Consider the following 12,416-nt stretch of genomic DNA (forward strand, 5'->3'; position numbering starts at 1 on the left):
CAATGATTATCAGTAGCCTCACCGCCGCCAGCCTTGCGCTGATCGGCGGTTTCCTGTCCGCTCCCGTCCTCGTCGACGAACATCTCAACCGCGTCCATCCCCCGTCCGGCAAGGCGCCTTCAGCCGCCACTGTGGCCCTGCACGAGAGCCTGTGGATCGCCGATCTGCACGCCGACAGCCTGCTGTGGCAACGCAATCTGAACCGCGACAGCCAGCGCGGGCATGTCGACTTCCCCCGCCTGCAGCGGGCCAACGTGGCGCTGCAAGCGTTTTCCGTCGTCACCAAGACGCCGCGCAAGATGAATATCGAACGCAATGGCAGCGACACGGACAACATCACGGCGCTGGTGGTGGCGCAAGGCTTGCCGCCCGCCACCTGGAACAGCCTGCTGGCGCGCGCCACCTACCAGGCCGACGAGCTGCGCCAGCAAGCGTCCAGGAGCGATGGCAAGGTGCGGGTCATCGGCAGCCGCGCCCAGCTGCGCAGCTTCATCGCCGCGCGCGAAAAAGACCCCGCCCTGCTGGCCGGCTGGCTGACGCTGGAAGGCGCGCATGCGCTGGAAGGCAAGCTGGATAATCTGGACACCCTGTACCGGGCCGGCTACCGCATGGCCGCGCCCACGCATTTCTTCGACACGGAACTGTCCGGCTCCCAGCACGGCTTGAAGAAAGGCGGTCTGACGCCGCTGGGCAAGCAATGGCTGCGCGCCATGGAGCAGCGCAAGATGATCGTCGACCTGGCGCACGCCTCGCCGGCCACCATCGACGACGTGTTGACGATGGCGAAACGCCCCGTGATGGTGTCGCACACGGGCGTGCGCGGCACTTGCGCCAACGGTCGCAACCTCAGCGACGCACAGTTGAAACGCATCGCCGCCCAGGGTGGCCTGGTGGGTATCGGCTTCTGGAATACGGCCGTCTGCGGCAAGGACGTGGCGTCCATCGCGCGCGCCATCAAGTACACGGTAAAACTGATCGGCGCCGAACATGTGGCCTATGGCTCGGACTTCGACGGCGCCGTCACCACGGCCATCGATGCGACGGGCTTGCCGCGCTTGACGCAGGCGCTGCTCGACGCAGGCCTGTCGGAAGCGCAAGTGCGCCGCGTGGCCGGTGAAAACGTGCGCGACTTCTTGCTGAAAAACCTGCCGGACGATGACACCTAGGCCAGTGCGCTGATCAAGTCCTCGCTCGCCACCTGGCGCGGCCGGATGCGTATCAGCTTGCGGTACAGCGGCGGCATCGACTCGCACAGCGCCAGCAGCGCGTCCTCCCCCATGGCCGGGCGCACGTACTGGAATTGCGCGGGATTATTCTCCGGCAGCGCCCCTTCCATGGTGGAGCCGTAGGCGCCCAGGGTCATGAAACTGGCGGCGCCGTCGTCCGGGCCGATGGCCAGCACGAAGGTGCCGTGCTTGGGGTGGCCCAGGTAGCTTTTGATGTCTTCCTGCAGCGCAGGATCCGCGCTTGCCATCAACTCAAAGCGCAATTGCGCGTACTGGCGCGTGCATTCCATGAACGGCGTACGGATGACCGATTGCGACAATTTTCCCGGCATGCACAGCAGCAGGTTGCCGAAGGAGTCGAGCAAGGCGGCAGCGTCGCCCTGTCCGCCATCGCGCACGTCCTGCTCCATGGCCGCCTGCAGGAATGGCGCCAGCCCAGCATCGGGCGCATGCGGGTCGCAGCGGTAAGTCAGGGCGTCAGGATAGCGGCGGCGCAAGGCGCGCACCACGGCATGCTCGGACGGCAAGGTGGCCGGATCGCGCAGATGCACGTCGTCGCCCGCGTTCAGCAGCCGCATCACCTGCGCCGATGTCGACTCGAACACGAGCGAGCACAGTGCCTGCGTCGCCTCGTGGATGCTCTTGCCGATGAAAAAAGATTTGGGCGCGGCGCCGGACGGCGCGCGTGCGTATTCGGTGGCGCCGCGCACGGCCGGATAGCAAAAGCTGCGTCCCGCCTGCGCCTGCAGCGGCGCCGGCAAGGCCGTGAACATGGCGCTGCCATCGTAATTGATGCCCGCCTTGACGTCGGGCGCGGCTACCACCACGTTGAAACCGGCCGCCAGAATCGCCCCCGTACACATGCAGCACGGGTCGAGCGAGGTGACGATGGTCAGTTCCCCCGGCGGCGGCAAGGTCACGCCCTTGGCCCGCTCGGCGAAATACCAATCGACCAGCTGGCGCTCGCCATGCGCCGTGGGGTCAAATACCAGCCCCTGGCGCACGACGTTGTTGTGCATCGATTGCAGCACGTTGCCGGCGCCGTCGAGCAGCACGCCACCCACGCCAAACGTGCCCTGCGTCTTCGCTGCCATGGCTTCGGCCGCGGCAATCGCCACGGCGGCCTGGATGTCTATCGTCTTGTTCAAGCGGATCCTGTTACTTCATGTCCAGGTCGGAATTGCCGAAGCCGTGCGGCAGCAGCCAGCCGGCCGTCACTTCCATGACATCGTTTTTCAGGTTCGTCAGGATCACCGGCAGGTCGGCGCCGCCCATCTCGAAGATCACCTGGCGGCAGGCGCCGCACGGCGAGATCGGTTCAGCCGTATCGCCCGTGACGGCCAGCTTGGCGAAGTCGCCCGGCTTGCAGCCATGCGCGATGGCGCTGAAAAACGCCGTGCGCTCGGCGCAGTTGCACAGGCCATAGGCGGCGTTTTCCACATTACAGCCACGGAAGACGCGGCCATCCTTGCACAGCAGCGCCGCGCCTACCTTGAAACGCGAGTATGGCGCATAGGCCAGTTCACGGCCGGCATTGGCTTCGGCGATCAGTTCTTGGTTGTTCATTTTTTCTGTCATACCTTTGAAATCATTCAGGCCGGGGTCAGACCCTCAACACCGCCAACGCATAGCTCAGCGCCATCGCAAACGGGGGTCTGACCCCAGTTTTCAACTACGAACGAATGGTACGGTAAATCACGGGATTGCCCATCAACGCCACTGCGCTGATGGCATACGCTTCCTGGATTTCCTTGACGGCTTGCTGCGCCGCCGCTGCCGTGCGCGCGTGCACCATGGCCAGCGGCTGGCCCACGGCCACTGGCTCGCCCAGGCCCACGAGGTCCGTCAGGCCGACGGCGAAATCGATGCTGTCCGTCGGACGGCGGCGGCCACCGCCCAGGGCCACGACGGCCAGGCCGATGGCGCGGCAATCGCGCACGTTGGCAAAGCCGGCCGACAGCGCCGGTGCCGGCACGATGAACGGCGCCTGTTCCAGGTGCTTGTCCGGATGTTCGACCAGATCGGCCGGGCCGCCCAGGGCCGACACCATGCGCGCGAAGCGCTCGGCCACCTCGCCCGAATCGAGTGCCGCCATCAGTTTCACGCGCGCTTCTTCTTCGGTGGCGGCCAGGCCGCCCAGCACCAGCATCTCGGCGCACAGCGCCAGGGTCACTTCATGCAGGCGCGCGGGACGCGAACGGCCCGTCAGGTAATCCATGGCGCCGCGCACTTCCAGCGCATTGCCCGCGTAAGGCGCCAGTGACTCGTTCATGTCCGTCAGAATGGCCGACGTCTGCATGCCCGCGCCATTGCCGACGGCGACAATGCTTTCGGCCAGCTCCACCGACTTGTCGTACGTCGGCATGAAGGCGCCCGAACCCACTTTCACGTCCATCACCAGCGCGTCCAGCCCGGCCGAGAGTTTCTTCGACAGGATGGAGCCGGTGATCATGGCCACCGATTCCACCGTGGCCGTGACGTCGCGGATGCTGTAGAAACGCTTGTCGGCCGGCGCCAGCTGCGCCGTCTGGCCGATGATGGCCACGCCGATCTCCTGCACCACCTTGCGGAACAATGCATTGTCCGGCACCGTGCAATAGCCGGGAATGGCGTCGAACTTGTCCAAGGTGCCGCCCGTGTGGCCCAGGCCGCGGCCCGAGATCATCGGCACGTAGCCGCCGCATGCAGCGACCATGGGACCCAGCAGCAGCGAGACCACATCGCCCACGCCGCCCGTCGAATGCTTGTCGACGATGGGGCCAGGCAGGTTCAGCGAACGCCAGTCCAGCACGTGGCCGGAATCGCGCATGGCCAGGGTGAACGCCACGCGCTCGTCCATGTTCATGTCGTTGAAATAGACAGCCATGCCCAGCGCCGCGATCTGCCCTTCGCTGACGCTGCCGTCAGTAATGCCACGCACGAAAAACTGGATTTCCTCGGCGCTCAATACGCCCTTGTCGCGCTTCTTGCGAATGATTTCCTGAGTTAGAAACATGATAGCTCCCGATGTCCTATTCAAATGCTGATGTCGATCCAGCGGCCTTGTCGGATTACGCCCTGCGGGCTAATCCGACCTACACGCCTTGCTGGCGAAAGCAACTTGGGGCCGGCGCCCCGGCACATCGCTGCGCGGAAGAACCGGCCCCACTATCCTGCTTTACAAACTTAGACGCCGTAAGGAATCCACACGTTTTTCACTTGCGACGCATGCGCCAGCACGGCGCGGCCGCCGCTTTGGGCAGCGCTGTACCAGTCGCGGCCCTTGGCGCCGCCGACCCAGGTGCGTTTCAGGGTGCCGGCCGACAGGCGCTCGACTTCAGCGCAACCGTCAGCGGATCCGTCATGGCGCCAGACGGCGTCGATGTCGGCGTGCGTGGCCAGGGTGCGCGCCAGTTCATCGGCGTTGCCGCTGATGATGTTGACGACGCCGCCCGGCAGGTCGGACGTATCGAAGACCTGGTACAGGTCCAGCGCGGAGAGCGGATGCGCTTCCGACGGCACCACCACCACGCGGTTGCCCAGCGCGATGGCCGGCGCCACCAGCGAAATGAAGCCGAGTAACGGCGCTTCATTCGGGCAGACGATGCCGATCACGCCAACCGCTTCGTTCAGCGCCACGGTGATGCCCTTGGTTGGCGGCTGGTGCGCCAGGCCGTCGTACTTGTCGGCCCAGGCGGCGTAGTAGAACAGGCGTTCGATCGATGCCTGCACTTCCTTCTCGGGATTTTTACTGCCCGTCATGGCGGCGATGCGGGCGGCGAATTCGTCGGCGCGCGCTGCCAGGTTTTCGGCGATGTAGTACAGCACTTGCGCGCGGTTGTGCGCCGTGGCGCTGGTCCAGCCGGACGCTTTATGGGCCGCTTCGACGGCGTTGCGGATATCCTTGCGGCTGCCCACGCCCACTTCGGCCAGCAGGGCGCCGTTTGCGCCGAAGACGGGTGCGCTGTAGGCGCTGTCGGGGCGCGCCTGCTTGCCGCCGATGTACATCTTGGCCGTGCGGTCGATGGCGAACGGATCGGCTGGCGCCGGCTTCACGTTGGCCTTGGCTTTCGCCTCCACCACCGGCAAGGCCGGACGCGCATCTTCGGCCAGGGCCGTCATGTATTCCAGCATGCCTTCGCGGCCGCCTTCACGGCCGAAGCCCGATTCGCGGTAGCCGCCGAAGCCGCACGCCGCATCGAACTGGTTCGCGCTGTTGATCCACACCACGCCAGCCTTGATGGCGGGAGCGATATCGAGGGCCAGGCTGATCGACTCCGTCCACACGCTGGCGGCCAGGCCGTACACCGTGTTGTTCGCCAGCTGCACCGCTTCGGGCGGCGTGCGGAAGCTCATGGCCACCAGCACGGGGCCGAAGATTTCAGCCTGCGCCACGGCGGCCGAGGTCGACGCGCCCGTGATCAGGGTCGGCGGGAACCACGAACCGTCAGCCGGCAGTTCGCACGCCGGTTGCCACACGTCGCAGCCTTCGGCGCGGGCCGAATCGACCAGCGCGGCGATGCGCTGGCGCTGCACCGGATCGACCAGCGCGCCCACGTCCATCGATTTGTCCAGGGGCGAGCCGAGGCGCAGGTTTTCCATGCGGGCGCGTACCTTGTTCAGGAAGCGTTCCTGGACCGATTCCTGCACCAGCAGGCGCGAACCGGCGCAGCACACTTGTCCCTGGTTGAACCAGATCGAATCGACCAGGCCTTCCACGGCGCCATCGAGGTCCGCGTCTTCAAAGACGATGAACGGCGACTTGCCGCCAAGTTCCAGCGACAGCTTCTTGCCGCTGCCGGCCGTCGCCTCGCGAATGAGGCGGCCCACTTCCGTGGAACCCGTAAACGCGATCTTGTCGACGCCAGGATGGTTGACGATGGCCGAGCCCACGCGGCCGTCGCCGGTGACGATGTTGACGACGCCGGCCGGCACGCCCGCCTGCAAGCACAGTTCGGCGAACAGCATGGCGGTCAGCGACGTGAATTCCGCCGGCTTGAAGACGACCGTGTTACCGGCGGCCAGGGCCGGAGCGATTTTCCACGACAGCATCAGCAGGGGGAAATTCCACGGCACGATCTGACCTACCACGCCCACGGCGCGGTAGTCGGCGAACTCTTCCGACTGCAGCTGCGCCCAGCCGGCGTGATGGTAGAAATGGCGCGCGGCCAGCGGCAGGTCGATATCGCGCGTTTCGCGGATGGTCTTGCCGTTGTCCAGGGTTTCCAGCACGGCGAACAGGCGCGAATGCTTTTGCAGCAAACGGGCCAGTGCGTACATGACTTTCGCGCGGCCGTGGCCGCCCATGCCCTGCCAGACGGGCAGCGCGCGGCGCGCCGCGTCGACGGCGCGTTCCACGTCGGCGTCGGTCGCTTGCGTCAGTTCGGCCAGCTGCGTGCCGTCGGCAGGATTGGTCGAGGCGAACAGTTCCGCCGGCGCGCTCCAGGCATTGTCGATGAACAAACCGAATGTGCGCTGGTGGCCATCGAGCCACGCCTGCGCTTCTTTTTGACTTTCGGGAGCAGGGCCGTAGTCCATAGTATTGAGAATCTCGTTAATTGTTGGCATGACGATTGTTCTTTAAGGTTGTGCGTGACGATGATTGGCCGAGTAGCTGCCGGTGACGTAGTGCTCGAGCTGGCGCTCGATGTCGGTCAGCAGGCTGGAAGCGCCGATGCGGAACAGGTGCGGCTGCAGCCATTCGTTGCCCAGCTCTTCCTTCATCAGGGTCAGGTATTGCAGCGCGCTCTTGGCCGAGCTGACGCCGCCGGCCGGCTTGAAGCCCACCTGGAAGCCCGTCTGCTCGTGGTATTCGCGGATCGTGCGCACCATCGTCAGGGCCACGGGAATGGTGGCGTTCACGCCCTCTTTACCGGTGGAGGTCTTGATGAAATCGGCGCCGGCCATCATGCAGACCCACGATGCCTTGGCCACGTTTTCCATGGTCAGCAAGTCGCCCGTGGCGAGAATCGCTTTCACGTGCGCTTCGCCGCACGCCTTGCGGTAAGCGAGCATTTCGTCGTACAGCACTTGCCAGTTGCCGTTCAGGACGTGCTGGCGTGTGATGACGATATCGATCTCGGAAGCGCCCGCGGCGACCGACAGCTCGATCTCGCGCAGCTTCGTTTCCATGCTTGTCAGGCCGGCCGGGAAACCCGTCGAAACGGCGGCGATAGGCAAGCGGCCCTGGATGACTTTCACGGCCGGCTGGATCATCTCGTGGTACACGCACACGGCGCCGGTGCTCAAGTCGGTCAGGCCCAGCGCGTCCATCAGGTCGGCGCGCAGCGGGCGCATGGCCTTCATGCACAGGCGTTCGACTCTGCCCGGCGTATCGTCGCCGCCCAGGGTGGTCAGGTCGATCATCTGGATGGCTTTCACCAGCCAGGCGGCCTGGTATTCCTTTTTCACGGTACGGCGGTTTGCCAGGCTGGCCGCGCGGCGGTCTGTCGCGGCGCGGTTGACGCGGATCTGGTTGATCCAGCCCAGGTCGAGGCCAACGGCCTCGTTACGCTTGAATTCGGGATGCATGAGTGTCATAACAAGCTGGTTCCATTAGCAAGTGGTGGTACGCCAAGGTGTTTGGCGAGGGTTTGGCCAATATCGGAGAAGGTCTCGGAAATGCCCAGTGCGCGCGGGGCGACGCCGGGGCCGAAGAAGATCATCGGTATGTGTTCGCGGGTGTGGTCGGAGCCGTGCCAGGTGGGGTCGCAGCCATGGTCGGCGGTGATCACGACCAGGTCGCCCTCCTTGAGCTTGGCCATGAATTCCGGCAGGCGCGCATCCATTTCGCGCAGCGCGTCGGCATAGCCCTCGACGTTGCGGCGGTGGCCGAAAGCCTGGTCGAAATCGACGAAGTTCACGAAGGTGAGCGACTTGTCCTGCACCTCATCGGCCGTCTTCAACAGCGCTTCGAACAGCGCCATGTTGTCGACGCCCTTGACGACTCTGGAGATGCCCTGGGTAGCGAAAATGTCGCTGATCTTGCCCAGGCCGACGACTTCGCCGCCCGCATTCTTGACGTGGTCGAGCAGGGTCGGCGCGGGTGGCGCGACGGCGTAGTCGTGGCGGTTGGACGTGCGCGTGTAGTTGCCATTGCTGCCCGTGAACGGACGGGCGATGACGCGGCCGATGTTGTACGGCTCGACCAGCTTGAAGGCCATTTCGCACACTGCGTACAGGCGCTCGAGGCCGAACGATTCTTCGTGCGCGGCGATCTGCATCACCGAGTCGCCCGACGTATAGATAATCAGCTTGCCGGTGGCGACGTGCTCGTCGCCATGCTTGTTGATGATGTCCGTGCCCGAGGCATGGCAGTCGCCGAGGAAGCCGGGAACGCCGGACAAGGCCTTCAGCTTGTCGGTCAGGTCGGCCGGGAACGATGGCGTGGTACGGGGAAAATATCCCCAGTCGAATTCGACGGGCACGCCGGCGATTTCCCAGTGGCCGCTCTGCGTGTCCTTGCCGGTGGAGCGCTCGCGCGCCGCGCCGTAGGCACCGGTAAAACCGTCGCGCTGGTCGAAGCCCGTAGCCCATTCGCCGCTGGCCAGGTGCGCCGCGGCGCCCAGGCCCAGGCGTTCCATGTTCGGGAGTTTCAAGGTCTTGCCGCTTTTGGCGACAGTGCTGGCAATGTGGCCAAAGGTATTGGCACCTGCGTCGCCATACTTGGCGGCGTCTGGCGTCGCGCCAAGGCCGAAGGAATCAAGCAGGAGGATAAATGCGCGTGACATGATAAGGCTCGCTTTATGGAGTGATGCGAAGATGATGCGAACAGTGTAGGCCGGATTTTCCAGGCCTGCCGCGCGGCAGCGCCGCTAAGTGGCGCGCCGCTACTGCGTCAAGAAAAGTGCTTAGGCTTGCGGTTTGGCGGCTACGGTGGCCAGGAAAGCCAGGATCAGCTTGACCAGGTCTTTCGCGCCGATGGCCGCGTATTTCAGGGTTTGTTCGTGCGACAGGGCGAATGGCGACATGCCTTCGGCCAGGTTGGTAATCACCGATACGCCCACCACTTTCAGGTCGCAATGACGGGCCGACACCACTTCCGGCACCACGGACATGCCGACCGTGTCGGCGCCCAGGCGGGCCATCATGCGGATTTCAGCGGCCGTCTCGAAGTTCGGGCCTGGGTAGGCGACGAACACGCCTTCGTGCAGGGTGATGCCGTTCGAAGCGGCAGTGTCCTTGACCAGATTGCGCAGGTCCGCATCGTAGGCGTTGGCCATGCTGAAGAAGCGCGGGCCGAAGCGGTCATCGTTCGGGCCGACCATCGGCGTGCCTGGCAACAGGTTGATGTGGTCGCTGATGGCCACCAGACTGCCGGCGTCCACTTCAGGGCGCAGGGAACCGGCGGCGTTGGTGACGAACAGCATTTCGCAGCCCAGCAGTTTCAGGGTGCGGATGGCGCTCGTCATCACGCCCATGCCATAGCCTTCGTAGAAGTGGCCACGCCCCTTCATGCAGACGACGGCGACGCCCGACAGGGTGCCGATCACCAGTTCGCCGGCATGGCCGTGCACGGTGCTGATCGGGAAACCTGGCAATTCGTCAAAGCTGATGCTGACGGCGTCCGTCATCTGCTCGGCCAACACACCCAGGCCGGAGCCGAGGATCATCGCCACGCGCGGCTTGAAATTTTCAGGAGCGCGGGCACGGATGATTTCGGCGGCGTGGAATGGGGTGTTGTTCGACATGGTTATCCTCTGATTGACTATTGATGATGGGTTGCTGCCTGCGCCACGGTATAGGCAAAATATCGCGCCCAGGTATCGGGTATGTATGGGTGTTACTGGACTATCCAGATGCGTATTGCCACTATTTGCCGCCACTATGCATCAAACGGAATATGTATGGCAAATACCATTTTTCTTGCCCATTTATACAATTCAAATATAAATGGCCGACATTATAGTCGAGGCTAGCCCCAGCCCGCCATCCCCGGAAAATGCATGCATACAAGCTCCATACGAAGGTTTTCCATGCACACTTGACACGAGCTTGACACTGGTCGGACAAATGTTTACAGTTTCAGACAAATGTTTAAACCCCAGCGAAAACCCTGTGACCGATACCAATAAAAAAGACCAGCTGTACACGCTGATCCGTAACAACCCCTTCATCTCGCAGCAAGACCTGGCGAGCGAGCTGGGCTTGTCGCGCTCGGCCGTCGCCGGCCACATCGCCGGATTGATCCGCGAGCGCCGCCTGCTGGGACGCGCCTATGTACTGCCCGACAGCCGTCCCGTGCTGTGCATAGGCGCAGCCAACCTCGACCGCAAGATGCGCACCCTGGCGACCCTGCAGATGGGCACCTCGAATCCCGTGCGCTCGGAAGAAGTGTTTGGCGGCGTGGGCCGCAACATCGCGGAAAACCTGGCCCGCTTGTCGATCCCCGTGGCCCTGCTGACGGCGCTGGGCGACGATGCGGCCGGCCACGCCCTGCAGACGCACGCGGAAGACGCGGGCATCGACATGCGCGGCAGCTTGCATCTGAGCAATACCAGCAGCGGCACCTACACGGCCGTGCTCGACGAACATGGCGAAATGCTGCTGGCGATGGCCAACATGCAACTGTACGAACAGCTGACCCCCGCCTTTTTGCATAGCCGCCAGCCGCAGCGCGCCGCCGCAGCCCTCACCGTCTGCGACCTGAACCTGGGCCACGACAGCGTGCAGGCACTGCTGGCCGATGCCCGCCAGGACGCGGCCCATGCGACGCCGCTCGTCATCGTCGCCGTCTCGCAGCCGAAGATGGCGCACTTGCCGCAAGACCTGTCGGGCTTGCACTTGCTGATACTCAACCGTGGCGAACTGGAAACGCGCGTGGCGCGGGCCTTGCCCACGGCAACCGATCTGCGCGCCGCCTGCCGCGAAGTGCAGCGCCAGGGCGCGCGCCAGATGATCGTCACCTGCGGCAGCGAAGGCGTGTATTTCACGGATGGCGACAGCCTGGACGCGCCTATCGTCCACCTGGCCGCGCGCGAAGTGGACGCCGTCGACGTGACGGGCGCCGGCGACGCGTTTTCCGCCGCCGTCTGCTGGTCGCTGTACCACGACAGCAGCGATTTGAAACTGGCCTGCCGGCGCGGCCTGAAGCTGGCCGCCATGACCCTGGAATCGGCCGCCACCGTCTCGCCCCAGATTTCCGCTGGCGCACTCGACAACATTGACGACGCCGACCTGGCGCCGCCCCCACCTACCCTCTTTCAACAGGACTGACATGACCCAATTACAGAATTTCCTCTTGTTCTCGCAAGAAGTGCTCGACGCGCGCGCCGCCGGCAAGGCCATCGTGGCGCTGGAATCGACCATCATTTCGCACGGCATGCCGTATCCGCAAAACGTGGAAATGGCGCGCGAAGTGGAACAGATCATCCGTGACGGCGGCGCCGTACCGGCCACCATCGCCATCATCGATGGAAAAATCTGCGTGGGCCTGTCGCCCGAACAGCTGGAACTGCTGGGCACCTCGCCCGACGCCATGAAGGTCAGCCGCCGCGACCTGCCGTTCGTCCTGTCGCAAGGCAAGCTGGGCGCCACCACCGTGGCAGCCACCATGATCTGCGCGGAACTGGCAGGAATTTCCGTGTTCGTCACTGGCGGCATCGGCGGCGTGCACCGCGGCGCGGAAACGAGCTTCGATATTTCCGCCGACTTGCAGGAACTGGCACAAACGTCGGTGGCCGTCGTCTGCGCGGGCGTCAAATCCATCCTCGACATCGGCCTGACCCTGGAATACCTGGAAACGCACGGCGTGCCCGTCATCAGCGTGGGCCAGGAAGGTTTTCCTGCCTTCTTCACGCGCGAAAGCGGCTTCAAAGCCGATTTCCGCCTCGATACGGCCGCCGAACAAGCCGCGTTCATCGGCACCAAGTGGCAGCTGGGCTTGACAGGCGGCGTGGTCGTCAGCAACCCCGTGCCGGCCGCGCAAGCGATGCCCAAGGAAGAGATCGATGCCATCACCGCGCAAGCGCTGCAGGAAGCTGACGCGGGCGGTGTGAAAGGCAAGCAAGTCACGCCATTCCTGCTCTCGCGCATCAAGCAGCTGACGGATGGCCGCAGCCTGGCGACGAATATCGCGCTGGTCAAGCACAATGCGCAAGTCGGCACGGCACTGGCCATTGCCATGCAGGCGGTCGTGGCACGATAATAGGACTGCTGTAAAGAAAGCGCGCGCACCTTCACGGGTCTGCGCGCCGTTCCATCGCCTAGCAA

General features: G+C 64.3%; 10 protein-coding genes. 3 read left to right on the forward strand and 7 right to left on the reverse strand.

From position 1 onward, the window contains the following. Positions 1-2 precede the first annotated feature (2 nt). Positions 3-1,166: a dipeptidase gene (locus JAB6_RS14780; RefSeq protein WP_139143396.1), complete on the forward strand. Its 1,164-nt coding sequence runs from the start codon at positions 3-5 to the stop codon at positions 1,164-1,166. Here JAB6_RS14780 and JAB6_RS14785 read toward each other — a convergent pair. The 7 genes from JAB6_RS14785 to xapA form a co-directional block, all read right to left on the reverse strand. Then, on the reverse strand, positions 1,163-2,380 hold the full coding sequence (locus JAB6_RS14785; protein WP_175444548.1) for a nucleoside deaminase: 1,218 nt from the start codon (positions 2,378-2,380) through the stop codon (positions 1,163-1,165). The two genes, JAB6_RS14780 and JAB6_RS14785, sit on opposite strands and share 4 nt — an antisense overlap. A gap of 4 nt (positions 2,381-2,384) precedes the next feature. Then, positions 2,385-2,792 (reverse strand): cytidine deaminase, encoded by a 408-nt coding sequence (locus JAB6_RS14790; RefSeq protein WP_034754695.1) that lies wholly within the window; start codon positions 2,790-2,792, stop codon positions 2,385-2,387. 106 nt (positions 2,793-2,898) lie between these two features. Then, positions 2,899-4,221, reverse strand: a complete 1,323-nt coding sequence (deoA, locus tag JAB6_RS14795; RefSeq protein ID WP_070303419.1) for a thymidine phosphorylase — start codon at positions 4,219-4,221, stop codon at positions 2,899-2,901. A 170-nt stretch (positions 4,222-4,391) separates the two neighbouring features. Beyond that, positions 4,392-6,743 carry an aldehyde dehydrogenase family protein gene (locus tag JAB6_RS14800; RefSeq protein WP_070303420.1) on the reverse strand — a complete coding sequence of 784 codons (2,352 nt, stop codon included), beginning with the start codon at positions 6,741-6,743 and terminating at the stop codon, positions 4,392-4,394. Positions 6,744-6,785: 42 nt separating this feature from the next. After that, entirely contained in the window at positions 6,786-7,745 is a 960-nt protein-coding gene (gene deoC / locus JAB6_RS14805; RefSeq protein ID WP_070303421.1) for a deoxyribose-phosphate aldolase, read from the reverse strand. Beyond that, the gene (locus JAB6_RS14810; RefSeq protein ID WP_070303422.1) at positions 7,742-8,935 is read right to left on the reverse strand and encodes a phosphopentomutase; all 1,194 of its coding nucleotides are present in this window, start codon (positions 8,933-8,935) and stop codon (positions 7,742-7,744) included. The genes deoC and JAB6_RS14810 overlap by 4 nt, the downstream gene beginning before the upstream one ends. 120 nt (positions 8,936-9,055) lie before the next feature. Continuing rightward, positions 9,056-9,895, reverse strand: coding sequence for a xanthosine phosphorylase (xapA, locus tag JAB6_RS14815; RefSeq protein WP_070303423.1), 840 nt, complete (start codon positions 9,893-9,895; stop codon positions 9,056-9,058). 367 nt (positions 9,896-10,262) lie between these two features. On the opposite strand from xapA, the gene JAB6_RS14820 reads away from it, so the two are divergent. Together JAB6_RS14820 and JAB6_RS14825 are read left to right on the forward strand one after the other, a co-directional pair. After that, positions 10,263-11,420, forward strand: coding sequence for a carbohydrate kinase (locus tag JAB6_RS14820; protein WP_070303424.1), 1,158 nt, complete (start codon positions 10,263-10,265; stop codon positions 11,418-11,420). A 1-nt stretch (position 11,421) separates the two neighbouring features. Continuing rightward, on the forward strand, positions 11,422-12,351 hold the full coding sequence (locus JAB6_RS14825; protein ID WP_070303425.1) for a pseudouridine-5'-phosphate glycosidase: 930 nt from the start codon (positions 11,422-11,424) through the stop codon (positions 12,349-12,351). The last annotated feature ends 65 nt before the right edge of the window (positions 12,352-12,416 follow it).

Source organism: Janthinobacterium sp. HH104 (genome assembly GCF_001758715.1).
In the GTDB taxonomy this organism is placed as follows: Bacteria; Pseudomonadota; Gammaproteobacteria; order Burkholderiales; family Burkholderiaceae_D; genus Janthinobacterium; species Janthinobacterium aestuarii.

Bases quoted from the DNA above. Each gene is read 5' to 3' on its own strand.
- JAB6_RS14780 (WP_139143396.1), top strand. From the start codon at position 3: ATGATTATCAGTAGCCTCACCGCCGCCAGCCTTGCGCTGATCGGCGGT.
- JAB6_RS14790 (WP_034754695.1), bottom strand. From the start codon at position 2,792: ATGAACAACCAAGAACTGATCGCCGAAGCCAATGCCGGCCGTGAACTG.
- deoA (WP_070303419.1), bottom strand. From the start codon at position 4,221: ATGTTTCTAACTCAGGAAATCATTCGCAAGAAGCGCGACAAGGGCGTA.
- JAB6_RS14800 (WP_070303420.1), bottom strand. From the start codon at position 6,743: ATGGACTACGGCCCTGCTCCCGAAAGTCAAAAAGAAGCGCAGGCGTGG.
- deoC (WP_070303421.1), bottom strand. From the start codon at position 7,745: ATGACACTCATGCATCCCGAATTCAAGCGTAACGAGGCCGTTGGCCTC.
- JAB6_RS14810 (WP_070303422.1), bottom strand. From the start codon at position 8,935: ATGTCACGCGCATTTATCCTCCTGCTTGATTCCTTCGGCCTTGGCGCG.
- xapA (WP_070303423.1), bottom strand. From the start codon at position 9,895: ATGTCGAACAACACCCCATTCCACGCCGCCGAAATCATCCGTGCCCGC.
- JAB6_RS14825 (WP_070303425.1), top strand. From the start codon at position 11,422: ATGACCCAATTACAGAATTTCCTCTTGTTCTCGCAAGAAGTGCTCGAC.